Origin of the sequence: Streptomyces sp. NBC_00212 (assembly GCF_045206365.1) — a bacterium.
Lineage (GTDB): Bacteria > Actinomycetota > Actinomycetes > Streptomycetales > Streptomycetaceae > Streptomyces.
Genome location: NZ_CP108115.1, coordinates 3,596,319 through 3,622,351, shown reverse-complemented (window position 1 = coordinate 3,622,351; position 26,033 = coordinate 3,596,319). Strand labels below are relative to the sequence as shown.

The 26,033-nt window shown below is 67.6% G+C and carries 16 protein-coding genes and 1 pseudogene; 15 read left to right on the top strand and 2 right to left on the bottom strand.

Annotation, left to right across the window (positions count from 1 at the left end; translation table 11 throughout):
- Positions 1-13 precede the first annotated feature (13 nt).
- The 11 genes from rplK to tuf all read left to right on the top strand — a co-directional run bounded on the left by rplK (position 14) and on the right by tuf (position 16,641).
- Positions 14-448, top strand: a complete 435-nt coding sequence (gene rplK, locus OHA17_RS16425; RefSeq protein ID WP_053731185.1) for a 50S ribosomal protein L11 — start codon at positions 14-16, stop codon at positions 446-448.
- 89 nt (positions 449-537) lie between these two features.
- On the top strand, positions 538-1,260 hold the full coding sequence (gene rplA / locus OHA17_RS16420; protein ID WP_053731186.1) for a 50S ribosomal protein L1: 723 nt from the start codon (positions 538-540) through the stop codon (positions 1,258-1,260).
- Positions 1,261-1,437: 177 nt separating this feature from the next.
- Positions 1,438-2,391 carry a hypothetical protein gene (locus OHA17_RS16415; RefSeq protein WP_406507263.1) on the top strand — a complete coding sequence of 318 codons (954 nt, stop codon included), beginning with the start codon at positions 1,438-1,440 and terminating at the stop codon, positions 2,389-2,391.
- Between the two features lie 340 nt (positions 2,392-2,731).
- Entirely contained in the window at positions 2,732-3,262 is a 531-nt protein-coding gene (gene rplJ, locus OHA17_RS16410) for a 50S ribosomal protein L10 (protein WP_053731188.1), read from the top strand.
- A 113-nt stretch (positions 3,263-3,375) separates the two neighbouring features.
- Positions 3,376-3,759 (top strand): 50S ribosomal protein L7/L12, encoded by a 384-nt coding sequence (gene rplL, locus OHA17_RS16405; protein WP_406507262.1) that lies wholly within the window; start codon positions 3,376-3,378, stop codon positions 3,757-3,759.
- A 614-nt stretch (positions 3,760-4,373) separates the two neighbouring features.
- Positions 4,374-7,859 carry a DNA-directed RNA polymerase subunit beta gene (gene rpoB, locus OHA17_RS16400; RefSeq protein ID WP_406507261.1) on the top strand — a complete coding sequence of 1,162 codons (3,486 nt, stop codon included), beginning with the start codon at positions 4,374-4,376 and terminating at the stop codon, positions 7,857-7,859.
- Positions 7,860-7,954: 95 nt separating this feature from the next.
- Positions 7,955-11,854 (top strand): DNA-directed RNA polymerase subunit beta', encoded by a 3,900-nt coding sequence (locus tag OHA17_RS16395; protein WP_406507260.1) that lies wholly within the window; start codon positions 7,955-7,957, stop codon positions 11,852-11,854.
- 423 nt (positions 11,855-12,277) lie between these two features.
- Positions 12,278-12,649 carry a 30S ribosomal protein S12 gene (gene rpsL, locus OHA17_RS16390; RefSeq protein ID WP_003948652.1) on the top strand — a complete coding sequence of 124 codons (372 nt, stop codon included), beginning with the start codon at positions 12,278-12,280 and terminating at the stop codon, positions 12,647-12,649.
- Positions 12,650-12,651: 2 nt separating this feature from the next.
- On the top strand, positions 12,652-13,122 hold the full coding sequence (gene rpsG, locus OHA17_RS16385; protein ID WP_161245599.1) for a 30S ribosomal protein S7: 471 nt from the start codon (positions 12,652-12,654) through the stop codon (positions 13,120-13,122).
- A 39-nt stretch (positions 13,123-13,161) separates the two neighbouring features.
- The gene (fusA, locus tag OHA17_RS16380; protein WP_398875705.1) at positions 13,162-15,288 is read left to right on the top strand and encodes an elongation factor G; all 2,127 of its coding nucleotides are present in this window, start codon (positions 13,162-13,164) and stop codon (positions 15,286-15,288) included.
- A 159-nt stretch (positions 15,289-15,447) separates the two neighbouring features.
- The gene (tuf, locus tag OHA17_RS16375; RefSeq protein WP_406507259.1) at positions 15,448-16,641 is read left to right on the top strand and encodes an elongation factor Tu; all 1,194 of its coding nucleotides are present in this window, start codon (positions 15,448-15,450) and stop codon (positions 16,639-16,641) included.
- Positions 16,642-16,732: 91 nt separating this feature from the next.
- Here the strand turns inward: tuf and OHA17_RS16370 are convergent, their stop codons facing one another.
- Both OHA17_RS16370 and OHA17_RS16365 read right to left on the bottom strand, forming a co-directional pair.
- The gene (locus tag OHA17_RS16370; RefSeq protein ID WP_406507258.1) at positions 16,733-18,787 is read right to left on the bottom strand and encodes a PIG-L family deacetylase; all 2,055 of its coding nucleotides are present in this window, start codon (positions 18,785-18,787) and stop codon (positions 16,733-16,735) included.
- A 134-nt stretch (positions 18,788-18,921) separates the two neighbouring features.
- The gene (locus OHA17_RS16365; RefSeq protein WP_406507257.1) at positions 18,922-19,491 is read right to left on the bottom strand and encodes a hypothetical protein; all 570 of its coding nucleotides are present in this window, start codon (positions 19,489-19,491) and stop codon (positions 18,922-18,924) included.
- Between the two features lie 27 nt (positions 19,492-19,518).
- Between OHA17_RS16365 and OHA17_RS16360 the strand changes: the two genes are divergently transcribed.
- The 4 genes and pseudogenes from OHA17_RS16360 to OHA17_RS16345 all read left to right on the top strand — a co-directional run bounded on the left by OHA17_RS16360 (position 19,519) and on the right by OHA17_RS16345 (position 26,023).
- Positions 19,519-20,175: a type VII secretion system-associated protein gene (locus OHA17_RS16360; protein ID WP_406507256.1), complete on the top strand. Its 657-nt coding sequence runs from the start codon at positions 19,519-19,521 to the stop codon at positions 20,173-20,175.
- A 53-nt stretch (positions 20,176-20,228) separates the two neighbouring features.
- A complete protein-coding gene (locus tag OHA17_RS16355; RefSeq protein ID WP_406507255.1) occupies positions 20,229-20,645 on the top strand; it encodes an SseB family protein in 417 nt (138 codons plus the stop codon).
- Positions 20,642-21,289 carry a hypothetical protein gene (locus OHA17_RS16350; RefSeq protein WP_406507254.1) on the top strand — a complete coding sequence of 216 codons (648 nt, stop codon included), beginning with the start codon at positions 20,642-20,644 and terminating at the stop codon, positions 21,287-21,289. The genes OHA17_RS16355 and OHA17_RS16350 overlap by 4 nt, the downstream gene beginning before the upstream one ends.
- A pseudogene (locus OHA17_RS16345) lies at positions 21,289-26,023 on the top strand (putative T7SS-secreted protein). The gene OHA17_RS16350 and the pseudogene OHA17_RS16345 overlap by 1 nt, the downstream one beginning before the upstream one ends.
- Positions 26,024-26,033 lie beyond the last annotated feature (10 nt).

Here is a 26,033-nt window from a genome sequence, read left to right as displayed (position 1 = left end):
CCCGGAGAGAGCAATGCCTCCCAAGAAGAAGAAGGTCACGGGGCTTATCAAGCTCCAGATCAACGCCGGTGCGGCGAACCCGGCCCCGCCGGTCGGCCCCGCGCTCGGCCAGCACGGCGTCAACATCATGGAGTTCTGCAAGGCCTACAACGCCGCGACCGAGTCGCAGCGTGGCTGGGTGATCCCGGTGGAGATCACGGTCTACGAAGACCGCTCCTTCACCTTCATCACCAAGACTCCGCCGGCCGCGAAGATGATCCTCAAGGCCGCTGGTGTCGAGAAGGGCTCCGGCGAGCCGCACAAGACCAAGGTCGCCAAGATCACCGAGGCCCAGGTCCGCGAGATCGCCACGACGAAGCTCGCCGACCTGAACGCCAACGACCTGGACGCCGCGTCGAAGATCATCGCCGGCACCGCCCGTTCCATGGGCATCACGGTCGAGGGCTGATCTCAGCTCACCCCCGTTTGACCTCCAGTGGTAGGGCCAAGCGCTGGCCCGCACCACGACTCCATGCCTGAACCAACACAGGAGCTGAAGTGAAGCGCAGCAAGACTCTCCGCGCTGCGGACGCCAAGATCGACGCGGACAAGCTGTACGCGCCGCTCGAGGCGGTCCGTCTCGCCAAGGAGACCTCCACGACCAAGTTCGACGGCACCGTCGAGGTCGCCTTCCGCCTGGGTGTCGACCCGCGCAAGGCCGACCAGATGGTCCGTGGCACCGTGAACCTCCCGCACGGCACCGGTAAGACCGCCCGGGTCCTGGTCTTCGCGACCGGCGACCGTGCCGAGGCCGCGCTTGCCGCGGGCGCCGACATCGTCGGCTCCGACGAGCTCATCGACGAGGTTTCGAAGGGCCGTCTGGACTTCGACGCCGTCGTCGCCACCCCGGACCTCATGGGCAAGGTCGGCCGCCTCGGCCGCGTGCTCGGTCCCCGTGGTCTGATGCCGAACCCGAAGACCGGCACGGTCACCCCCGACGTCGCCAAGGCGGTCGAGGAGATCAAGGGCGGCAAGATCGAGTTCCGCGTCGACAAGCACTCGAACCTGCACTTCATCATCGGCAAGGTGTCCTTCGACGACGCCAAGCTGGTGGAGAACTACGGTGCGGCTCTGGAGGAGATCCTCCGTCTGAAGCCGTCCGCCGCCAAGGGCCGGTACATCAAGAAGGCGACCATCACCACCACGATGGGCCCCGGTATCTCCCTCGACTCGAACCGCACCCGCAACCTCCTCGTCGAGGAGGACCCGGCCGCCGTCTGATCCCTCGGATCACCGGCAGTCGCGGGTTCGCGTACTGAGACGTACTTCGTGTACTGAGACCGGCCCCCGCACCTCTTCGGAGGGGCGGGGGCCGGTTTTTTCATGTGCCCGCTGTCAGTGCGCTGAGTTACGGTTGTGAAGGTTTGTCGTCTTTTTGATCTATGGGGTGGGGACGTAATGAGCAAGTCCGTCAAGCGCGCCGGGATATCCCTCGCGGCGGTTGGAATCCTGGTGGCGGCGGCCGCCGGATGCCAGAGCGGCGGCGACTCCAAGAAGGCCGCTGAGGTGCCGAAGAAGGCCGCTCCGCAGTCGAGCGCGAAGGATGCCCGCACGGCGCTCCAGGCGGCCTACAAGAAGACGTCGGCGGCCAAGTCGGCGAAGGTCACCCTGAAGATGTCGATGCCGGCCGGGGCCGCGGGCGCCGCCGGCGCGGGCGCGGGCGACATGGTGATGTCCGGGGTCCAGTCGTGGGACCCGGCGGCGATGGACATGACCATGAGCGGGTCCGCCTTCGCCCAGGCGGGCAAGGACGCACCGGACAAGATCCGGATGGTCCAGCTGGACAACGTCATGTACATGGACATGGGAACCGCGCTGTCCCAGCACATGGACGGCAAGCACTGGATGAAGATGGACCTCGGCGCACTGGCCCAGGCGGGCGGCGGGAGCGCGGCTTCCTCCCAGTCGCTGACCGGCGGTGCCGAGAAGCAGGACCCGGCCCAGCAGCTCGCCGTCCTGACGGACTCGCCGAGCCTGAAGCACCTCGGCAGCGAGCAGATCGACGGAGCCCCGGCGGAGCACTACAAGGGCACCCTGACGCTGGACGAGATGGCCGCGAGCAACCAGGCGCTGGACGGCATGTCCGCCCAGGACCGTCAGAAGCTCCTCGACACCGCGAAGCAGTCCGGCATCAAGGGCTACGACACCGAGCTCTGGATCAACAAGGACGGCTACCCGGTGCAGATGAACCTCGGCATCGCCACGCCACAGGGCAAGATCACCATGAACGCCCACTACTCGGACTACGGCGCCAAGGTCGCGGTCAAGGCCCCGCCGGCGGCCGAGACGTTCGACATGGCCGAGATGATGAAGAGCGCCGGCGCGGGTGCCGGCACCGGCGGGGACGCCTGACGGGCCGTCCGGCGCGGGGGGCCGCCCGCCCCGGCGGCGTCCGTGCCGGCCCCCGCATCCGCACCCCGTACGAGCGGATTTGCTTGACACGGACGCCGTAACGTAAGCTTCCCCAGAAGCCAAAGACCGCTGGTCGTTGCCGTGCCTTCATTCGAAGGGGCGGTGGCCGAAGGATCCGCTGGATGCGGACGACCCGCGCAGGTGACCGTGGAAAGTTCCCGGATGTTCCTCTTCTGAGTGCAGCTGGTTGAGCTACGCCCCGTGCGCCTGCGCCGGGGCGTTTCGTATTGTTCAGCCCCTTCTGAGCGGTCCTCATCACCCGGAAGGAGGCCGACGCTCTATGGCAAGGCCCGACAAGGCTGCCGCGGTAGCCGAGCTCGCGGACCAGTTCCGCAGCTCGAACGCCGCCGTGCTGACCGAGTACCGGGGTCTCACCGTGGCGCAGCTCAAGACGCTGCGTCGTTCGCTCGGTGAGAACGCCCAGTACGCCGTGGTGAAGAACACGCTGACCAAGATTGCGGCCAACGAGGCCGGGATCACTTCGCTCGACGACCAGTTCAACGGTCCGACGGCGGTTGCCTTCATCACCGGTGACCCGGTGGAGTCGGCGAAGGGTCTTCGTGACTTCGCCAAGGAGAACCCGAACCTGATCATCAAGGGCGGTGTCCTTGATGGCAAGGCGCTGTCCGCCGATGAGATCAAGAAGCTTGCGGACCTCGAGTCCCGCGAGGTTCTGCTCAGCAAGCTGGCCGGCGCGTTCAAGGGCAAGCAGTCGCAGACTGCCTCGCTCCTCCAGGCGCTGCCGTCGAAGTTCGTCCGCACCGCGGAAGCGCTTCGCGTCAAGCTCGCCGAGCAGGGCGGTGCCGAGTAATTCGGCTCGCGCATTGATCGCCGCCCGCTAGGGCGACGGTCGCAGCGGGCCGAACGTACGCCCGCCTACATGTACATCCGGCACCTGCCGAATTAGTGGAAGGATCGCCCATCATGGCGAAGCTCAGCCAGGAAGACCTGCTCGCTCAGTTCGAGGAGATGACCCTCATCGAGCTCTCCGAGTTCGTGAAGGCCTTCGAGGACAAGTTCGACGTCACCGCCGCCGCGGCCGTCGCCGTTGCCGGTCCCGCCGCCGGTGGCCCCGCCGCCGAGGCCGTCGAGGAGCAGGACGAGTTCGACGTCATCCTCACCGGCGCCGGCGAGAAGAAGATCCAGGTCATCAAGGTCGTGCGCGAGCTGACCTCCCTGGGTCTGAAGGAGGCCAAGGACCTCGTCGACGGCACCCCGAAGCCGGTCCTCGAGAAGGTCGCCAAGGAGGCCGCGGAGAAGGCTGCCGAGTCCCTCAAGGCTGCTGGCGCCTCCGTCGAGGTCAAGTAACACCTCGCGGGTCCGCTTGGACCCGCACTCGTCTCGCAGGCGCGTCAGCGCGCCGCTGGACACCGCCAAGGGCGATCACCCATCCGGGTGGTCGCCCTTCGGCGTACCCGTGACGTCGGCCTTGCGCGGGGCCTGTCTGGGAGTATGGTGATCTTCGCCGTCCGCTCGGCAAGGACGCAGGCGTACGCCCCGCACAACTCCCGCGGCGATCTCCGGGGAGCGGAGGGGTCTTGACGAACCGCACGCAGCGCGCAATTCTCAGGACGCGTCGTCACAACGATCCGCATCCGAGGCATGGATCGACGGCGAAGAGGGCAGTACTAATCTGCGTCTGCGCGGCGCACGGCTGACCGAGGTACCGAGGTACTTGAGAAGAGCAATGCGGGTGTCAAAAAATCCGCCCTGGACATCAGTGTGCCGAGTGGCTACACTGTCCCTTTGCGCTGCCTGTTAGCTGTCCCCTGCCCGTCACCAGGGGCATGCCCTCGCTTGAGCATCTTTGATTGAACCGCCCTGACCTGGCCGTCTTAGGCCCTGTCGGGAAACGTCTCTCTCTGTGCCCACGTGGGACCGGTACGCGCGTAGTGAGTCCGAGCCCTCGGAAGGACCCCCTCTTGGCCGCCTCGCGCAACGCCTCGACCGCCAATACGAACAACGGCGCCAGCACCGCCCCGCTGCGCATCTCCTTTGCAAAGATCAAGGAGCCCCTCGAGGTTCCGAACCTTCTTGCGCTGCAGACCGAGAGCTTTGACTGGCTGCTCGGCAATGCCGCTTGGAAGTCTCGGGTCGAGGCCGCTCTCGAGAGTGGACAGGACGTCCCCACCAAGTCCGGTCTGGAGGAGATCTTCGAAGAGATCTCTCCGATCGAGGACTTCTCCGGGTCGATGTCGCTGACCTTCCGCGACCACCGCTTCGAGCCGCCGAAGAACTCGATCGACGAGTGCAAGGAGCGCGACTTCACGTTCGCGGCCCCGCTCTTCGTCACCGCCGAGTTCACCAACAACGAGACCGGCGAGATCAAGTCCCAGACGGTCTTCATGGGCGACTTCCCGCTCATGACCAACAAGGGCACCTTCGTCATCAACGGCACCGAGCGTGTCGTCGTGTCGCAGCTGGTCCGCTCGCCGGGTGTCTACTTCGACTCCAACATCGACAAGACGTCCGACAAGGACATCTTCACGGCCAAGATCATCCCGTCCCGGGGTGCCTGGCTCGAAATGGAGATCGACAAGCGCGACATGGTCGGTGTCCGCATCGACCGCAAGCGCAAGCAGTCCGTCACCGTTCTCCTGAAGGCTCTCGGTTGGACCACCGAGCAGATCCTTGAAGAGTTCGGCGAGTACGAGTCCATGCGCGCCACCCTGGAGAAGGACCACACCCAGGGCCAGGACGACGCGCTGCTCGACATCTACCGCAAGCTGCGCCCGGGCGAGCCGCCGACGCGCGAGGCCGCTCAGACGCTGCTCGAGAATCTCTACTTCAACCCGAAGCGCTACGACCTCGCCAAGGTCGGCCGCTACAAGGTGAACAAGAAGCTCGGCGCGGACGAGCCCCTCGACGCGGGCGTGCTCACCACCGACGACGTCATCGCGACCATCAAGTACCTGGTCAAGCTGCACGCCGGTGAGACCGAGACGGTCGGCGAGTCGGGTCGGAACATCGTCGTCGAGACCGACGACATCGACCACTTCGGCAACCGTCGTCTGCGCAACGTCGGCGAGCTCATCCAGAACCAGGTCCGTACGGGTCTGGCTCGTATGGAGCGCGTCGTGCGTGAGCGCATGACGACCCAGGACGTCGAGGCGATCACGCCGCAGACCCTGATCAACATCCGGCCGGTCGTCGCCTCCATCAAGGAGTTCTTCGGCACCAGCCAGCTGTCGCAGTTCATGGACCAGAACAACCCGCTGTCGGGTCTCACCCACAAGCGCCGTCTGTCGGCGCTTGGCCCGGGTGGTCTCTCCCGCGAGCGGGCCGGCTTCGAGGTCCGTGACGTGCACCCGTCTCACTACGGCCGCATGTGCCCGATTGAGACCCCGGAAGGCCCGAACATCGGTCTGATCGGTTCGCTCGCCTCGTACGGCCGCGTCAACGCGTTCGGCTTCATCGAGACGCCGTACCGCAAGGTCGTCGACGGCCAGGTCACCGACGAGGTCGACTACGTCACCGCCGACGAGGAGGACCGCTTCGTCATCGCGCAGGCCAACGCCGCGCTCAACGACGAGATGCGGTTCACCGAGCCGCGCGTGCTGGTCCGCCGCCGTGGTGGCGAGGTCGACTACGTGCCCGGCACCGAGGTCGACTACATGGACGTCTCGCCGCGCCAGATGGTGTCGGTCGCGACCGCCATGATCCCGTTCCTTGAGCACGACGACGCCAACCGTGCCCTCATGGGCGCGAACATGATGCGTCAGGCCGTGCCGCTGATCACGTCCGAGGCGCCGCTCGTCGGCACCGGCATGGAGTACCGCTGCGCGGTCGACGCCGGTGACGTCATCAAGGCGGAGAAGGCGGGTGTCGTCCAGGAGGTCTCCGCGGACTACATCACCGTCGCCAACGACGACGGCACGTACACCACGTACCGGATCGCCAAGTTCGCCCGCTCCAACCAGGGCACCTCGGTCAACCAGAAGGTTGTCGTGGACGAGGGCGCCCGCGTGATCGAGGGCCAGGTCCTGGCCGACGGTCCCGCCACCCAGCAGGGTGAGATGGCGCTGGGCAAGAACCTGCTCGTGGCGTTCATGCCGTGGGAGGGTCACAACTACGAGGACGCGATCATCCTGTCGCAGCGCCTCGTGCAGGACGACGTCCTCTCCTCGATCCACATCGAGGAGCACGAGGTCGACGCCCGTGACACCAAGCTCGGCCCGGAGGAGATCACCCGGGACATCCCGAACGTCTCCGAGGAGGTCCTCGCCGACCTCGACGAGCGCGGCATCATCCGTATCGGTGCCGAGGTCGTCGCCGGCGACATCCTCGTCGGCAAGGTCACGCCCAAGGGCGAGACCGAGCTGACGCCGGAAGAGCGCCTGCTGCGCGCGATCTTCGGTGAGAAGGCCCGCGAGGTGCGCGACACCTCGCTGAAGGTGCCGCACGGCGAGATCGGCAAGGTCATCGGCGTCCGCGTCTTCGACCGTGAAGAGGGCGACGAGCTGCCGCCGGGCGTGAACCAGCTGGTTCGCGTCTACGTGGCGCAGAAGCGCAAGATCACGGACGGTGACAAGCTCGCCGGCCGACACGGCAACAAGGGCGTCATCTCGAAGATCCTTCCGATCGAGGACATGCCGTTCCTCGAGGACGGAACTCCGGTCGACATCATCCTCAACCCGCTCGGTGTCCCGTCCCGTATGAACCCGGGACAGGTCCTGGAGATCCACCTCGGCTGGCTCGCCAGCCGCGGCTGGGACGTCTCCGGTCTGGCCGACGACTGGGCCCAGCGTCTGCAGGCCATCGGCGCCGACCAGGTCGCCGCCGGTACCAACGTCGCGACCCCGGTCTTCGACGGCGCCCGCGAGGACGAGATCACCGGCCTCTTCGAGGCCACGATCCCGAACCGCGACGGCGACCGGCTGGTCCAGCCCTCGGGCAAGGCCAACCTGTTCGACGGCCGCTCCGGCGAGCCGTTCCCGGACCCGATCTCGGTCGGGTACATGTACATCCTGAAGCTGCACCACCTGGTCGACGACAAGCTCCACGCCCGTTCGACCGGTCCGTACTCGATGATCACCCAGCAGCCGCTGGGTGGTAAGGCCCAGTTCGGTGGCCAGCGCTTCGGTGAGATGGAGGTGTGGGCGCTTGAGGCTTATGGCGCCGCGTACGCCCTCCAGGAGCTGCTGACCATCAAGTCCGACGACGTGACCGGCCGTGTGAAGGTCTACGAGGCCATCGTCAAGGGCGAGAACATTCCCGAGCCCGGCATTCCCGAGTCCTTCAAGGTGCTCATCAAGGAAATGCAGTCGCTCTGCCTCAACGTGGAGGTGCTGTCCTCGGACGGCATGTCCATCGAGATGCGCGACACGGACGAGGACGTCTTCCGCGCTGCGGAGGAGCTCGGTATCGACCTGTCCCGGCGCGAGCCGAGCAGCGTCGAAGAGGTCTGACGGGTCTGACGGGGGCTCGCTAAGAGCCCCCGTCGTCCCCGGACCCCCCTCAGACCATCTTGAAGAATCGACCCCGAAAGAGGGATTGACGACAAGTGCTCGACGTCAACTTCTTCGACGAGCTGCGGATCGGCCTCGCCACTGCTGACGACATTCGTCAGTGGTCCCACGGTGAGGTCAAGAAGCCGGAGACCATCAACTACCGCACCCTCAAGCCCGAAAAGGACGGACTCTTCTGCGAGAAGATCTTCGGTCCGACCCGGGACTGGGAGTGCTACTGCGGCAAGTACAAGCGCGTCCGCTTCAAGGGCATCATCTGTGAGCGCTGTGGCGTAGAGGTCACGCGTGCCAAGGTGCGCCGCGAGCGGATGGGCCACATCGAGCTTGCCGCTCCCGTGACCCACATCTGGTACTTCAAGGGCGTTCCGTCGCGTCTTGGCTACCTGCTCGACCTCGCGCCGAAGGACCTCGAAAAGGTCATCTACTTCGCCGCGTACATGATCACGTTCGTGGACGAGGAGCGCCGTACGCGCGACCTGCCGTCGCTGGAGGCGCACGTCTCCGTCGAGCGTCAGCAGATCGAGAACCGCCGCGACTCGGACCTCGAAGCCCGCGCCAAGAAGCTTGAGACGGACCTCGCCGAGCTTGAGGCCGAGGGTGCCAAGGCCGACGTGCGCCGCAAGGTGCGCGAGGGTGCCGAGCGCGAGATGAAGCAGCTGCGCGACCGTTCGCAGCGCGAGATCGACCGTCTCGACGAGGTGTGGAGCCGCTTCAAGAACCTCAAGGTCCAGGACCTTGAGGGCGACGAGCTGCTCTACCGCGAGCTGCGTGACCGTTTCGGCACGTACTTCGACGGCTCGATGGGTGCCGCTGCTCTGCAGAAGCGCCTGGAGACCTTCGACCTCGACGAGGAGGCCGAGCGCCTCCGCGAGATCATCCGCACCGGCAAGGGCCAGAAGAAGACCCGTGCGCTGAAGCGGCTGAAGGTGGTGTCCGCGTTCCTGCAGACCTCCAACAGCCCCAAGGGCATGGTCCTCGACTGCGTCCCGGTCATCCCGCCGGACCTGCGTCCGATGGTGCAGCTGGACGGTGGCCGCTTCGCGACCTCCGACCTGAACGACCTGTACCGCCGTGTGATCAACCGCAACAACCGCCTGAAGCGACTCCTTGACCTCGGCGCCCCCGAGATCATCGTGAACAACGAGAAGCGCATGCTTCAGGAGGCCGTCGACGCGCTCTTCGACAACGGCCGTCGTGGTCGCCCGGTCACGGGCCCCGGCAACCGTCCGCTGAAGTCGCTGTCCGACATGCTCAAGGGCAAGCAGGGTCGATTCCGTCAGAACCTGCTCGGCAAGCGTGTGGACTACTCCGCGCGTTCCGTGATCGTCGTCGGTCCGCAGCTGAAGCTGCACCAGTGTGGTCTGCCGAAGGCCATGGCGCTGGAGCTCTTCAAGCCGTTCGTGATGAAGCGCCTGGTCGACCTGAACCACGCGCAGAACATCAAGAGCGCCAAGCGGATGGTCGAGCGCGGCCGCACGGTCGTCTACGACGTCCTCGAAGAGGTCATCGCCGAGCACCCGGTTCTGCTGAACCGTGCGCCCACGCTGCACCGCCTCGGCATCCAGGCCTTCGAGCCCCAGCTGGTCGAGGGCAAGGCCATCCAGATCCACCCGCTCGTCTGCACCGCGTTCAACGCGGACTTCGACGGTGACCAGATGGCCGTCCACCTGCCGCTCTCCGCGGAGGCGCAGGCCGAGGCCCGCATCCTGATGCTGTCCTCGAACAACATCCTGAAGCCGGCCGACGGTCGTCCCGTCACCATGCCGACCCAGGACATGGTGCTCGGCCTCTTCTTCCTCACCACGGACGAAGAGGAGCGCGAGGTCAAGGGCGCCGGCCGGGCGTTCAACTCGACCGCCGAAGCGATCATGGCGTTCGACGCCCGGGAGCTCTCGCTCCAGGCGAAGGTCGACATCCGCTTCCCGATCGGCACCGTCCCGCCGCGCGGCTGGACCCCGCCGCTCGACGAGGAGGGCGAGACGACCTGGCAGCAGGGCGACTCGTTCCGGCTGCGTACGTCCCTGGGCCGCGCGCTCTTCAACGAGCTGCTGCCCGAGGACTACCCGTTCGTCGACTACTCGGTGGGCAAGAAGCAGCTCTCCGAGATCGTCAACGACCTCGCCGAGCGCTACCCCAAGGTCATCGTGGCGGCGACGCTCGACAACCTGAAGGCGGCCGGCTTCTTCTGGGCGACCCGTTCCGGCGTCACCGTCGCCGTTTCGGACATCGTCGTCCCGGAGGCCAAGAAGGCCATCGTCCAGGGCTACGAGGCCCAGGACGAGAAGGTCCAGAAGCAGTACGAGCGCGGTCTGATCACCAAGGACGAGCGCACGCAGGAGCTCATCGCGATCTGGACCAAGGCGACCAACGAGGTTGCCGAGGCGATGAACGCGAACTTCCCCAAGACGAACCCCATCTTCATGATGGTTGACTCGGGTGCCCGAGGAAACATGATGCAGATGCGTCAGATCGCCGGTATGCGTGGTCTGGTGTCGAACGCGAAGAACGAGACCATCCCGCGTCCGATCAAGGCGTCCTTCCGCGAGGGCCTCACCGTTCTGGAGTACTTCATCTCCACGCACGGTGCCCGTAAGGGTCTGGCGGACACCGCCCTGCGTACCGCCGACTCGGGTTACCTGACCCGTCGTCTGGTGGACGTCTCGCAGGACGTCATCATCCGCGAGGAGGACTGCGGCACCGACCGCGGCCTCAAGCTCAAGATCGCGGAGCGGGGCGCCGACGGCGTGCTGCGCAAGACCGAGGACGTCGAGACCTCCGTCTACGCCCGCATGCTCGCCGAGGACGTCGTCATCGACGGCAAGGTCATCGCGCCGGCCAACGTGGACCTCGGTGACGTGCTCATCGACGCCCTCGTGGGTGCGGGTGTCGAGGAGGTCAAGACCCGCTCGGTCCTGACCTGTGAGTCCGCGGTCGGCACCTGTGCCTTCTGCTACGGACGCTCGCTCGCCACCGGCAAGCTGGTCGACATCGGTGAGGCGGTCGGCATCATCGCCGCCCAGTCCATCGGTGAGCCCGGTACCCAGCTGACGATGCGTACCTTCCACACCGGTGGTGTGGCCGGTGACGACATCACACAGGGTCTGCCGCGTGTCGTCGAGCTCTTCGAGGCCCGTACCCCCAAGGGTGTCGCGCCGATCTCGGAGGCCAAGGGCCGCGTCCGCATCGAGGAGACCGAGAAGACCAAGAAGCTCGTCGTCACCCCGGACGACGGCAGCGAGGAGACGGCGTTCCCGATCTCCAAGCGTGCCCGTCTGCTGGTCGGCGAGGGCGACGCGGTCGAGGTGGGCCAGAAGCTCACCGTCGGTGCCACCAACCCGCACGACGTGCTGCGGATCCTCGGTCAGCGTGCGGTCCAGGTCCACCTGGTCGGCGAAGTCCAGAAGGTCTACAACTCGCAGGGCGTGTCGATCCACGACAAGCACATCGAGATCATCATCCGGCAGATGCTGCGCCGCGTGACGATCATCGAGTCCGGCGACGCGGAGCTGCTGCCGGGCGAGCTCGTCGAGCGCTCGAAGTTCGAGACCGAGAACCGTCGTGTGGTCACGGAAGGCGGCCACCCGGCCTCCGGCCGTCCGCAGCTGATGGGTATCACCAAGGCCTCGCTGGCGACGGAATCCTGGCTGTCGGCCGCCTCCTTCCAGGAGACGACCCGAGTCCTGACGGATGCGGCGATCAACGCCAAGTCCGACAGCCTCATCGGCCTCAAGGAGAACGTCATCATCGGTAAGCTCATCCCGGCCGGTACGGGTCTGTCCCGCTACCGCAACATCCGGGTCGAGCCCACCGAAGAGGCCAAGGCCGCGATGTACTCGGCCGTCGGCTACGACGACATCGACTACTCGCCGTTCGGCACGGGCTCCGGCCAGGCCGTTCCGCTGGAGGACTACGACTACGGTCCGTACAACCAGTAAGGCGTACGTCTGCTGAAGGGCGCCCACTCCGCTTCGCGCGGGGTGGGCGCCCTTCGGGGTTTCCCCTCAGGTCGTGATTCGGCCGGGGACAAACCCCTGAAACAGTCACCTGCTGAGACGGTTTGTCTCACGAAGGGGACAGGGCGGGTATGGGGTGACATGTCCCACGGGGTGCTGAGCCCCGTGCGTGGCCATTTGTTTTGACCCAAGTCGATGAGGTAGGTACGCTCAGACCTTGTGCCTGGGGTGTGCCTGGGCTCCGCTGCGTGCCTACGTCCGCAGGGTGAGCTCCCAGACCGGCCACCGCAATCTGCGCTTCTCCGCTCTCGGGCGGAAGTCCGCAGTATTCGACACACCCGACCGCGTGGGTCGGAGACGTGTTCCAGGTTAGTTTTACTACGGCACACAGAAACCGGAGAAGTAGTGCCTACGATCCAGCAGCTGGTCCGGAAGGGCCGGCAGGACAAGGTCGAGAAGAACAAGACGCCCGCGCTCGAGGGTTCGCCCCAGCGTCGTGGCGTCTGCACGCGTGTGTTCACGACCACCCCGAAGAAGCCGAACTCGGCCCTCCGTAAGGTCGCGCGTGTGCGTCTGACCTCCGGCATCGAGGTCACGGCCTACATCCCGGGTGAGGGACACAACCTGCAGGAGCACTCGATCGTGCTCGTGCGTGGTGGCCGTGTGAAGGACCTGCCGGGTGTTCGTTACAAGATCATCCGCGGTTCGCTCGACACCCAGGGTGTCAAGAACCGCAAGCAGGCCCGCAGCCGCTACGGCGCCAAGAAGGAGAAGTAAGAATGCCTCGTAAGGGCCCCGCCCCGAAGCGCCCGGTCATCATCGACCCGGTCTACAGCTCTCCTCTTGTCACCTCGCTGATCAACAAGATCCTGCTGGACGGCAAGCGCTCCACCGCCGAGCGGATCGTCTACGGCGCCATGGAAGGCCTCCGCGAGAAGACCGGCGCTGACCCGGTCATCACGCTGAAGCGCGCCCTTGAGAACGTCAAGCCGTCCCTCGAGGTCAAGTCCCGCCGTGTCGGTGGCGCCACCTACCAGGTGCCGATCGAGGTCAAGCCTGGTCGCGCCTCCACCCTCGCGCTGCGCTGGGTCGTGGGTTACTCCCGCGCCCGCCGCGAGAAGACCATGACCGAACGCCTCATGAACGAGCTGCTCGACGCCTCCAACGGCCTCGGCGCTGCGGTCAAGAAGCGTGAGGACACCCACAAGATGGCCGAGTCCAACAAGGCCTTCGCGCACTACCGCTGGTAGTCCGAACCCACATCGAGACCGAGAGAAGACTGAGCCGATATGGCTACCACTTCACTTGACCTGGCCAAGGTCCGCAACATCGGGATCATGGCTCACATCGACGCGGGCAAGACGACCACCACCGAGCGGATCCTGTTCTACACCGGTGTCTCGTACAAGATCGGTGAGGTCCACGACGGCGCTGCCACGATGGACTGGATGGAGCAGGAGCAGGAGCGCGGCATCACGATTACGTCCGCCGCGACGACCTGCCACTGGCCGCTCGAGGACGTCGACCACACCATCAACATCATCGACACCCCGGGCCACGTGGACTTCACGGTCGAGGTGGAGCGTTCGCTCCGCGTCCTCGACGGTGCGGTCACCGTGTTCGACGGTGTCGCCGGTGTGGAGCCGCAGTCCGAGACGGTCTGGCGTCAGGCCGACCGTTACGGCGTTCCGCGTATCTGCTTCGTCAACAAGCTCGACCGCACCGGCGCCGAGTTCCACCGCTGCGTGGACATGATCGTGGACCGCCTCGGCGCGACCCCGATCGTGATGCAGCTGCCGATCGGTGCCGAGGCCAACTTCGAGGGCGTTGTGGACCTGGTCCGCATGAAGGCCCTCGTGTGGTCCGCGGAAGCGACCAAGGGCGAGATGTACGACGTCGTCGACATCCCGGCCACGCACGTCGAGGCCGCTGAAGAGTGGCGCGGCAAGCTGGTCGAGACCGTCGCGGAGAACGACGACCAGATCATGGAGCTGTTCCTGGAGGGCGTCGAGCCCACCGAGGAGCAGCTGTACGCCGCGGTGCGTCGTATCACCATCGCGTCCGGCAAGGGCGGCGACACCACCGTCACCCCCGTGTTCTGTGGCACCGCGTTCAAGAACAAGGGCGTCCAGCCCCTGCTCGACGCCGTGGTCCGTTACCTGCCTTCCCCCCTGGACGTCGAGGCCATCGAGGGCCACGACGTCAAGGACCCGGAGGTCGTGGTCAAGCGCAAGCCGTCCGACGAGGAGCCCCTCTCGGCGCTGGCGTTCAAGATCGCGAGCGACCCCCACCTGGGCAAGCTCACCTTCATCCGGATCTACTCCGGACGCCTGGAGGCCGGCACCGCGGTGCTGAACCCCATCAAGGGCAAGAAGGAGCGCATCGGCAAGATCTACCGCATGCACGCGAACAAGCGTGAGGAGATCGAGTCGGTGGGCGCCGGTGACATCGTCGCCGTCATGGGCCTGAAGCAGACCACCACCGGTGAGACGCTGTGTGACGACAAGGCCCCGGTGATCCTGGAGTCCATGGACTTCCCGGCGCCGGTGATCCAGGTCGCCATCGAGCCCAAGTCCAAGGGTGACCAGGAGAAGCTGGGTGTCGCCATCCAGCGTCTCGCGGAGGAGGACCCCTCCTTCCAGGTGCACTCGGACGAGGAGACCGGCCAGACCATCATCGGTGGTATGGGCGAGCTTCACCTCGACGTCCTCGTCGACCGTATGCGTCGCGAGTTCAAGGTCGAGGCGAACGTCGGCAAGCCGCAGGTCGCGTACCGCGAGACGATCCGCAAGGTCGTCGAGCGCGTGGACTACACCCACAAGAAGCAGACCGGTGGTACCGGTCAGTTCGCCAAGGTGCAGATCGCGATCGAGCCCATCGAGGGCGGCGAGGCGTCGTACGAGTTCGTGAACAAGGTCACCGGTGGCCGCATCCCCCGGGAGTACATCCCGTCGGTGGACGCGGGTGCGCAGGAGGCCATGCAGTTCGGCATCCTGGCCGGCTACGAGATGACTGGCGTCCGCGTCATCCTTCTCGACGGTGGCTACCACGAGGTCGACTCCTCCGAGCTCGCGTTCAAGATCGCCGGTTCGCAGGCCTTCAAGGAGGCCGCGCGCAAGGCTTCTCCCGTGCTCCTTGAGCCGATGATGTCCGTCGAGGTCACCACGCCCGAGGACTACATGGGTGAAGTCATCGGTGACATCAACTCCCGCCGTGGCCAGATCCAGGCCATGGAGGAGCGCAGCGGCGCCCGTGTCGTGAAGGGCCTCGTGCCCCTCTCGGAGATGTTCGGCTACGTCGGCGACCTCCGCAGCAAGACCTCGGGTCGCGCAAGCTACTCGATGCAGTTCGACTCCTACGCCGAGGTTCCGCGGAACGTCGCCGAGGAGATCATCGCGAAGGCCAAGGGCGAGTAACTCTCCCGAGTTCACGCTTTAGGCTTGTCACCGGAGCCACTGGGGCATTCGGCGTAAACCATCAGGTTTGCGGTGAATGCCCCGGGCCCCGGCATCCCAGCAAAGATCACCTGGCGCCGATGAAGCAAGGCGTACAGAACCACTCCACAGGAGGACCCAGTGGCGAAGGCGAAGTTCGAGCGGACTAAGCCGCACGTCAACATCGGCACCATCGGTCACATTGACCACGGTAAGACGACCCTCACGGCCGCCATTACCAAGGTGCTGCACGACGCGTACCCGGACCTGAACGAGGCCTCGGCCTTCGACCAGATCGACAAGGCTCCTGAGGAGCGCCAGCGCGGTATCACGATCTCGATCGCGCACGTCGAGTACCAGACCGAGTCGCGTCACTACGCCCACGTCGACTGCCCCGGTCACGCGGACTACATCAAGAACATGATCACGGGTGCCGCGCAGATGGACGGCGCGATCCTCGTGGTTGCCGCCACCGACGGCCCGATGCCGCAGACCAAGGAGCACGTGCTCCTGGCCCGCCAGGTCGGCGTTCCGTACATCGTCGTCGCCCTGAACAAGGCCGACATGGTGGACGACGAGGAGATCCTGGAGCTCGTCGAGCTTGAGGTCCGTGAGCTCCTCTCCGAGTACGAGTTCCCGGGCGACGACCTGCCGGTCGTCCAGGTCTCGGCGCTCAAGGCCCTTGAGGGCGACGCCAAGTGGGGCCAGACCGTCCTCGACCTGATGAAGGCCGTCGACGAGTCCATCCCGCAGCCCGAGCGTGACGTCGACAAGCCGTTCCTGATGCCGATCGAGGACGTCTTCACGATCACCGGCCGTGGCACCGTCGTCACCGGTCGTATCGAGCGTGGTGTCCTGAAGGTCAACGAGACCGTCGACATCGTCGGTATCAAGACCGAGAAGACCACCACCACGGTCACCGGCATCGAGATGTTCCGCAAGCTGCTCGACGAGGGCCAGGCCGGTGAGAACGTCGGTCTGCTCCTCCGTGGCATCAAGCGCGAGGACGTCGAGCGCGGCCAGGTCATCATCAAGCCCGGTTCGGTCACGCCGCACACCGAGTTCGAGGCCCAGTCGTACATCCTGTCCAAGGACGAGGGTGGCCGTCACACGCCGTTCTTCAACAACTACCGTCCGCAGTTCTACTTCCGTACGACTGACGTGACCGGTGTTGTGACCCTCCCCGAGGGCACCGAGATGGTCATGCCGGGTGACAACACCCAGATGACCGTTTCGCTCATCCAGCCCGTCGCCATGGAGGAGGGCCTGAAGTTCGCCATCCGTGAGGGTGGCCGGACCGTGGGCGCCGGCCAGGTCGTCAAGATCGTCAAGTAATTACTTGACCGTCTGACCTGGTAGCTCGCTGAGCTGTCAGAAGAGCCCCGCACCTTTCGAGGTGCGGGGCTCTTCGCGTTGTCCGGAGGCCTTACGGGCGCCAGGACCAGGGCCGGGCGTCGACTCCGAGCCCGACGGCGAGAGCCCGCCCGTCACGGACGTACAGGGTGGGAAGCCCGACGGGCACCACGCCCCGGGTGCGCTTCAACACCCTTTGTCTGTCGGCCAGTTGAAGGATCCCCTTCTCGTCCGTACCCAGCACGAATCCGTCTTCGGCGCCGACCGGCCCGTACCCGTCGAGCGCGACCGGGGTCGCGGGGCTGCCATCGAGGCGTACGGAGGTGAGGTGCGGGGAGGCGGGGGAGCCGGGGTCCTGGCGGGCCTTCTTGGGGTCGGTGGACGTGCGGTACAGGAGCTGTACGCCGTCGCCGAGCGGGACCGGGGCCACCGCGTCGACGGCGAGCGGCAGCCGCGCGGGGGCGGGGGCGAGCGGCTTGCCCGGAGCGGGCTGGGTCCAGTGGTGCACGGTGTCGGCGCCGGCCGCGAAGACGTGCACGCGCCCACGCCCGTCGACGACGCCGCTCAGGCCTTCCTGTACGGACTCCCCGCCGAGATCGCGCCACGGCGACCAGGTGCCGTCCGCCGCCCGGATGCGTGAGCTGATGCCGCGGTCGGCGTTGCGCACGAAGAGGTGGACGCGGCCGTCCGGCGCGGCGAGCGCGAGCGGAGGCCCGATCCGCCGCCCGCGATCGTCCCCGCGCTCGGGATTGCCGAGCCCCTTCCACACCCCGAACTTGCCGTGGGGGACGGCCTGTTCGAGCGTGACGATCTCTCGGGTGTTGGCGCCGGCGCGCCCCTGGAGGGAGGAGAACCGCAACCCGAACAGCAGCTGGCGCCCGTCGGGGAGGGTGGCGCCGCCGAGGACGGGAGCGAGAGGCGATCCGCCGAGGTCCTCGGGGTCGCCCCAACTGTCATCGGAGCCGCGGGTCCATCTCACGGCGCGCAGCCCGAGCACCCCGTAGGCGTGCATGCCGTCGCCGGACACGGTTAGCCGGGTGCCGGGATGGCGGTAGTGGGTGGAGCGCACCCAGCCCTTCCAGTTGGTGAGCGGCCGGTTCCCCCCGACGTTGTAGTCCCCGCACCCTCCCGGATTCCCGCACTGCCACCCCTTGTCTCCCCCGTACGGAACGAGATGGGCGGCCTTCTCGGCGAGCACCTTCGGGGGGAGGTTCTTGGGCCAGTGCCGGTTGTAGTAGGCGCGGTAGGCGGTGGCGAGGAAGGCGTTGCCCTGCTCGGCGTGCCGGATCATCGCGGCCCAGGCGAAGGAGGCGGCGGCGGTGTGGTCGGCGTGATCGGCGTACCCCGGCTGCTCGGAGTCGTGCGAGCGGACGGCGGGGGAGCTGTGCTGGATGTCCGGGTCGGGGTCGAGGGTCTGGACGAGGGTGGGCGAGTGGTCGTCGAGAAGGCCGGCGAGCACGTCGACCATGTCGTCGTACGTGTAGGACTTGGCCCGGGTGAGCGGCGACCCTTCGGCGATGACGACGGGCAGCTGGAGGTGGTGGTCCTCCCAGAGGCTCGGCAGCCCCATCCGCCCCCCGAGCGGGGTGTGCATGGCGGTGTTGAGGAACACCAACTCCACCCTGCGGCCCCGGTGTTGGAGCCGGTTGACCTCGGCGCGGTGCCCGCCGCGCAGCTCGGCGACGGACTTCTCCCAGGGCGTGTACTTGTCGAGCCCGAGGATGGCGGCGTAGGCCTGCCGGAGCCCCTGGTGCCGTGCGGAGGAGTAGGCGGCCTTGTCGTACACGGGCGGGCTGGTGTCACTCACCACCCGGTTGTCCCCGTTGGCCTCCCCGCCGGTGACGTACACGCTGACCAGCGGAACTCCGGAGTCGAGGGTGTGCTGGGTGTCGGGGTTCATGAAGTACAGGTCGTCGTCGGGGTGGGCGAGGATCTGGAGGAGGAGGGGGGTGCGGGGTGAGGCGAGGGGGGCGTCCTTGGCGGCGCGGGCCGCCGTGTGCCCGGTCGTCGGTACGGAACATCCCGCGACGGCGGCGGTGAGGCCGACGGCGGCCGCGGTTCCGAGAAGTGCGCGACGGGTGGGCCCGCCGGTGCCGCTGCGCTGCGCGCGACCGCTTACGTCGTACACGTACGTTCCGTCCGCTGGGTGCCGAGGGGGATACCGGCGATGCTATCCAGCGGGGGTGGGCGGGCGGCCTGGAGGTGGGCGTAGCGGGGGTGGAGGTGGGCGGAGGGCGGCTGGAGGTGGGCTACGCGGTATCGCTACGCGTAGCGCGGCAGGTCCGCCGTGGAGATGGTCCACTCGCCGATGGTGACGTCCTCGCCTTGCTTGGTGATCTCGATGCCGGGAAGGGGGTCCTCCTGGAGGCCGGGGCGGCAGCCGCGGCAGTGGCCCGGTTCGGGGGAGCGGAAGGCCCGGTCGCAGGTTTCGCAGGTCTGGAGCGGGTCCGGGCGGGCGGGGCCGGCGGCAGCGAGGTGGGGGCCGAGGGGGCGGCCGGGGGTGTGTGGGGTGCCGGTCGGCAGGATGGGTGCCGTGACCGCGACGATGATGGGCCGGCGGGACGACGCCCTTGCCGGGCGTGGTGACGAGCGGGTCTGGTGCAGCGTGTCCTGGTGGCTCGCCGAGCGCAGCCGGACCCCGTACCGAGTGCAGGCCGACGGTCCATGGGGAGTGCGTCGGCGGCGACCGAGGACCTCTTCGGCTCCTTGATGGACGTACGTCTCCAGCTTGAGGCACTCGGCTGGCGGCTCCTGATCAACGGGGCGCGGCCCGACGTCTGGCAGAGCGGCATGCTCCGCTCCAGTGGCAGTACCCGTGCCTACAGACTGCACCCGGGAGCGGGGACGTCACCCGATGACATGGTCGAGCTTTTCGACGGGGCCGACGCGGCGAACGTGGTCTCGGTGGCCGAGCACCGTGCCGCTTACGCGGCGTGGGAGGACTCCGTGACGGCTGCCAAGAACAGGCTGACGGCTCCGGGGCCCGCCCTCACCGGGGCGCTGAGGGCCCAGGCGAAGCGGGCACCCGGCAGCCGGCGCTATTCGATCGACCCGGCGTACGACCCGAGGGGGACGGTGCCGCCGTACGCGGTCATCGGGGCCTGGCCGGTCGACCAGCGAGGCGAGCCCGGGCCGTTCAGCCGCAATCCCAACTACCGGCCGTCGCCGATGGCGCTCGGGCTTCCCGTCCCCACGGACGCGGTCGACGCTGCGATGCAGCTCGCAGGGACCGGACACGGGTCCGAGGCGGACCTGGTGCGGCGCTTGGCCGGAGCCACGGTCTACCTGGTGCCCACGGCCGAAGCGGGGCCGGCCCTCCACTCCGATGCCGAAGGCCGCTTCGTTCCGGTACTGACCGACCCGAAACACGCCCCGAGCGCGGCACCCCAGCTACAGGCGATCCCCTGTGCCCAACTCCTCGCGTTCCTCCCGGCCGATGTCGCGCTCAAGCTGAACCCGGGCAGCCGGGTGTCCGTACGGGTCCCTTCGGCTGATGTACGGGGGGCGCTGGGCTGACCAACACGCCCTGAATCCGGCCCGATTCACGTTGCAATGCGAAACGGGGCTATGTGATTCTGCGGGGCGTGGAGATATCCGGGGGGCCTGCGGGGCGGCAGAGGCGGCGTGAATTCGCGGCGTTGCTGGGTGAGTTCCGTCGTACGGCAGTGTTGGTGCCCGCGGTCGAGGGTGGGTGGTGGACCGCCGAGTGGGGTGGGATCCGGTGGATCTGCGCGTTCTCCGACGAGGCGGCGCTGGCCCGGTTCGCGATCGCACGCAGTGAAAGCGCCGAGGGGTGGGCGTACCAACGGGTGCTCGGTGCACGGCTGTTGGACGTCGCGGTGCTCGCGCTCGGGGTGCCGGCCGGGGTCGCGCTCGATGCGGGGAGCGCGGACGGCGTGGTGTTCCCGCCGGTCGCCGGGATCGTGCCGGAGGCCGTGGCGGTCGACGCCGGAGCGTATGCAATTGAAGGGACGGGCGGGGCATGAGCGGCGGGGGCGATGGGGATCTGCGGGTTCCGCCGGAGGCCATGGCGCTGATCACGCAGGGCATCAACGGGGCGCTGAGCGAGCTGAAGGAACTCGGGCTCATCGGGGAGGCCGGGATGGGCCGCGGGTTCGACTCGATGGCGATGAGCGGGCTTGAGCTGGGTGACGACGGGCTGACGGAGACGTTCAAGTCGTTCTGCGAGCGCTGGGAGTGGGGCGTGCGGGCGCTCGTGCAGGAGGGCAACGGCTTCGCCCTGAAGGCGGGGCTGTCGGCCGGGATCATGTACGAGGAGGACCAGTACATCCAGGGCGGGTTCAAGGTCCTCGCGAACTCGGCGATGGGCAACCCCCATGCGACCGAGGACCAGGTCACCGGCATGTCCTGGGGTGACCTGGTCGACAACAACATGTACGCGCACGCCGATTTCAGCCCCGAGTCCTTCCAGAAGGCCGACGCGGACATCTGGCAGAGCATGAAGGACGCCGGCCGGGACGTCACCGACAGCAAGCTGAATCCGCTCGTGCTGGGCGTGGAGGCCTCCGGGCAGGGGGACGCACTGGCCCAGTGGCGGGACGACGAGTTCGGCCCGTCGCCCGAGGAGCGGGCGAAACAGCAGGGCACGAACGGCGGGGGCCAGGGCTGATGGTGGATTTCGGGGGCTTGGTCGACGGCGGGAAGAACCTGCTGAACAAGGGCCTGGGCAAGGTCGAGGAGGGGATCGACGCCGGCAAGAAGGCGGTCGGCAGCGCCGTCGATGAAGGCGCGCACGTCACGAGCGGTCTCCTGGACCGGGTCGGCGCGCACCATCTGGCCGACCAGGTGGACGACTTCGGTGACGCCGTCGCGGCCGAGCTCGGCGCCCACGTCGATGAGAAGCAGCTCGGGCAGACCGACCTGTTCAACGACCTCGTCCACGGCAACCCGAAGACGATCCGGGCCAACGCCAAGCACCTCGCCGACTTCGCGACCGCGTTCGGCAAGGTCGGCCAGGGCATGCGCCGGCTGGACTCCGGGAGCTGGAAGGGGCAGGCCGCCGACGCCTTCCGCGCCCAGTTCGCGATGCACCCCGCCAAGTGGGACGAGGCGTCCTTCGCCTGCCACGACGCGTCCGGCGCCCTCGGCCACTACGCCGGGACCGTCGAGTGGGCGCAGAGCAAGGCGCAGGAGGCCATCGAGCTGTACCGGGAGGGCGAGCAGGACTCCCAGAAGGCGGTCGAGGCGTACAACAAGCAGGTCGACGCCTACAACGACAAGGTAGGCAGCCATCAGGATCCCGGGCCGCGGCCGGGCCCGTTCGCCGACCCGGGCCTCGCCAAACGCCAGCGCGCCCAGGAGGTCCTCGCCGAGGCCCGCCGCCAGCGCAACGGCGCCGCGGTCACGGCGCGCGGCATGGTGCAGGGAGCCCTGGCCGCCGCTCCGGCAGAACCGCCGCCGCTGTCCCGCCTGGGCGGCGATTACAAGGACCTCATGGCAGGCGGATCGATCGAGCTCGACCATGTCTTCACGGGCGTCATCAAGGGCGGCGCCGACATCCTGAACTTCGCCCGCAGCCTCAACCCCCAGGACCCCTACAACCTCCTGCACCCGGCCGAGTACGAGAAGGGCGTCGCCACCACGCTCACCGGCCTCGTCTCCATGGACGCCCACCCGGAGCGGGCGATCAAGAGCGCGTGGAACGACGCCAAGCACGACCCGGCCGAGTTCGGCGGCCGTCTGCTGGACAACCTTGCCGATCCCGAGGCCTTCGCGGCGTCCGGAGTGAGGGCCGCGGCCGAGCTCGGGGTCAAGGAGGCCGCGAAGGAAGGTGCAGGAGCGGGGATCAGGGAGGGCTTCGAGGGCGCGGTCGACGACACGGCCCGCGGAGCCTATGAGCACGAACCGCACGGTTCCAGCCGTACCGAGAATGAGATGGAGTGCGTGGAGGACCCGGTCGACGTGGCCACCGGCCGGATGGTGCTGCCGCAGACGGACCTCGCGCTGCCCGGTGCCCTGCCGTTCGTCTTCCGGCGCGCCTTCGGGTCGGCGTACCGCCTGGGCCGCTGGTTCGGGCCGAGCTGGGCGAGCTTGATCGACCAGCGCCTGGAGATCGACGCGGCAGGCGTGATCTTCGTCCGCGAGGACGGCAGCCTGCTGTCCTATCCGCACCCCGCGCCCGGCGTGCCCACGCTGCCCGCGCACGGTGGCTCCCGCTGGCCGCTGGACCGCGACGGCGACACGTACACCGTCACGGACCCGGGCACCGGCCTGACGCGGCACTTCGTGCTCCACAACGACGAGCTCGCCCTGCTGGACCAGCTCGACGACCGCAACGGCAACTGGATCACCTTCGAGTACGACGCCGAAGGCACCCCCACCGAGATCGCCCACCACGGCGGCTACCGCCTGAAGCTCACCACGACCGAGGGCCGGATCACCGCCCTGCACCTGGCGGGCGCGGCGCCGGACGGCAGCGACCAGCAGATCCTGCGCTACGGCTACACCGGCGGCCACCTCACCGAGGTCCTCAACTCCTGTGGCCGCCCGCTGCGCTTCGGCTACGACGAGCACGCCCGCATCACCTCGTGGACGGGCACCAACGACAGCCACTTCGACTACGTCTACGACGACCGCCACCGCTGCGTGGCCCAGTCCGGGACCAACGGGCACATGAGTTCGCGGTTCGCCTACAGCGAGCCGGACCCGGCCGACGGACTGCGGACGACGACCGTCACGAACGCGGCCGGCCACGACGAGCGCTATCTGATCAACGACCGCGAGCAGGTCGTCGGCCACATCGACGCGACCGGCGGGACGACCCGCTTCGAGCTGGACCGCTACAACCGCCCGCTGTCCCGCACCGACCCGCTGGGGCACACGACCCGGTCCGTACGACGAGGCGGGCCGTCCCACGGAGGTCGTACGACCCGACGGACGCCGGACGACGATCGCCTACGACGAGGCGGGGCTGCCGGTCCGGGTGACCGGCGCCGACGGCCGGACCGTGCGTCAGACCTTCGACGAGCGCGGCAACCGCACCTCGGTCACCGACGCGGCCGGGGTGCGCACCGAGTTCACGTACGACGAGGCGGGCCACCTCGCCACGGTGGCGGACGGCCTCGGACACATCACCCGCATCCGGTGCGACCGTGCCGGGCTGCCGCTGGACATCACCGACCCGCTGGGCGCGGTCACCCGCTACGAGCGGGACGCCTTCGGCCGGCCGATCGCGATCACCGACCCGCTGGGCTCGACCACGCGCCTGACCTGGACGGTGGAAGGCAGGCTCGCGCGCCGCACCGCCCCCGATGGCAGCGAGGAGTCCTGGACGTACGACGGCGAGGGCAACTGCACCAGCCACACCGACCCGCTGGGCGCCGTCTCCCGCTTCGAGTACACGGACTTCGACCTCCTGACGGCCCGCACCGGCCCGGACGGCGTGCGCTACGCGTTCGAGCATGACGCCCACTTGCGCCTGACCAAAGTCGTCAACCCGCAGGGCCTGGAATGGAGTTACGCCTACGACCCAGCCGGGCGGCTCATCGCGGAGACCGACTTCGACGGCCGCACACTCGGGTACGCCTACGACGCGGCGGGCCGCCTGGCCGCGCGCACCAACGGGCTCGGCGAAACGATCCGGTACGAGCGCAACGAGCTCGGCCAGACGGTCCGCAAGGACGTCGAGGGCGCGGTCACCACCTTCGCGTACGACATCTTCGACCAGCTCGCCCAGGCGAGTAGTCCCGACGCGACGGTGGTGCTGCTGCGCGACCGGCACGGGCGGGTGAGGTCGGAGACGGTCAACGGCCGTGAACTGTCTTATTCCTACGATGAGTTGGGGCGCCGCAATGGGCGGAAGACGCCGGGCGGGTCGGCCAGTTCCTGGACGTACGACGCGGCGGGCAACCGCACCGAGCTGACCACTTCCGGCCGGACGGTGTCGTTCGCGCACGACGCGGCCGGGCGGGAGCTGATGCGCCGCTTCGGGGAAACGATCACCCTGGCCCACGCGTTCGACCCGCTGGGCCGCCTCACGGACCTGGCGGTGACCGGAGCGCAGGGCGAATCCATCCAGCGCCGCGCCTACCACTACCGCGCCGACGGCAACCTGACCGGCGTGGACGACCAGCTCTCCGGCTCGCGCCGCTTCGACCTGGACGCGGCGGGCCGGGTGACGGCGGTCCGGGCGGGGGACTGGTCGGAGCGGTACGCCTACGACGCGGCGGGCAACCAGACGGAGGCGTCCTGGCCCGCGGCCCACCCGGGCCAGGACGCCCTGGGCGCCCGCGCGTACACGGGCACCCGAATAACCCGGGCGGGCTCGGTCCGCTACGAACACGACGCCCAGGGCCGCGTCACCCTGCGCCAGAAGCAGCGCCTCTCTCGCAAGCCGGACACCTGGCGGTACACGTGGGACCCGGAAGACCGCCTGACCTCGGTCGTCACCCCCGACGGCACGGTGTGGCGCTACCGCTACGACCCGCTGGGCCGCCGCATCGCGAAGGAGCGGATGGCGGGCGAGGCGGTGGCGGAGCGGGTGTCGTTCACGTGGGACGGCACGACGCTGTGCGAACAGACGACCACTTCATCGGCGTCCCCGGCGGCGGTCTCCCTCACCTGGGACCACGCGGGCCTGCGCCCGATAGCCCAGACCGAACGAATATCGTCCCCAGACCTGCCCGCCGGCTCGATCGACGAACGCTTCTTCGCGATAGTCACCGACCTGATCGGCACCCCGAGCGAGCTGGTGGACGAGCAGGGCGAAATAGCCTGGCGCACCCGCTCAACCCTGTGGGGCACCACCACCTGGAACACAGACGCCCGCGCCTACACCCCGCTCCGCTTCCCGGGCCAGTACTTCGACCCGGAGACGGGGCTGCATTACAACTGCTTTCGGTATTACGAATCTGAAGCTGCTCGCTATCTCGCAAGCGACCCCATGGGGCTGGAGCCGGCTCCAAATCCAGTCTCGTATGTGGAAAATCCACACACCTGGACTGACCCACTCGGTCTTTCGCCTTGCCCGACCCGGATCCTTGATGGTGGGTGGGATCTACGAGGCCATAACCCTTTGGATATTGTGCCTTCGGATGCCCAAGTGAGGAAGCTGACCCCTGACAGTAACGGCGGAGCGCAGGTGGGAGTGGAATACAAATGGACAGACAGTCAAACGGGTAACGTCGTGCGCATGCGGATACACGGACCCGACGCCACGGCCCCAGCAGGGTCGCACGCGGCGACGGGTGACGTCTACCGGATCTCCATCGGCGGAAAGTATCAAGACTTGGAGGGAAACCTCTATCATCGTCAGGTTCATAACCCTAATAGCCCGCACTACAACCCAGATGCCGCCAACGGGACGCACATTCCATGGCCCGCCGAACATCCCCTGCCCTATTGAAGCGGAGAGG

What these genes read in the sequence shown, in the direction of transcription:
- rplK (WP_053731185.1), top strand. Translation starts at nt 14, where the DNA reads ATGCCTCCCAAGAAGAAGAAGGTCACGGGGCTTATCAAGCTCCAGATC.
- rpsG (WP_161245599.1), top strand. Translation starts at nt 12,652, where the DNA reads ATGCCTCGTAAGGGCCCCGCCCCGAAGCGCCCGGTCATCATCGACCCG.
- OHA17_RS16350 (WP_406507254.1), top strand. Translation starts at nt 20,642, where the DNA reads ATGAGCGGCGGGGGCGATGGGGATCTGCGGGTTCCGCCGGAGGCCATG.
- OHA17_RS16415 (WP_406507263.1), top strand. Translation starts at nt 1,438, where the DNA reads ATGAGCAAGTCCGTCAAGCGCGCCGGGATATCCCTCGCGGCGGTTGGA.
- rplL (WP_406507262.1), top strand. Translation starts at nt 3,376, where the DNA reads ATGGCGAAGCTCAGCCAGGAAGACCTGCTCGCTCAGTTCGAGGAGATG.
- fusA (WP_398875705.1), top strand. Translation starts at nt 13,162, where the DNA reads ATGGCTACCACTTCACTTGACCTGGCCAAGGTCCGCAACATCGGGATC.
- OHA17_RS16360 (WP_406507256.1), top strand. Translation starts at nt 19,519, where the DNA reads ATGGTCGAGCTTTTCGACGGGGCCGACGCGGCGAACGTGGTCTCGGTG.
- rplJ (WP_053731188.1), top strand. Translation starts at nt 2,732, where the DNA reads ATGGCAAGGCCCGACAAGGCTGCCGCGGTAGCCGAGCTCGCGGACCAG.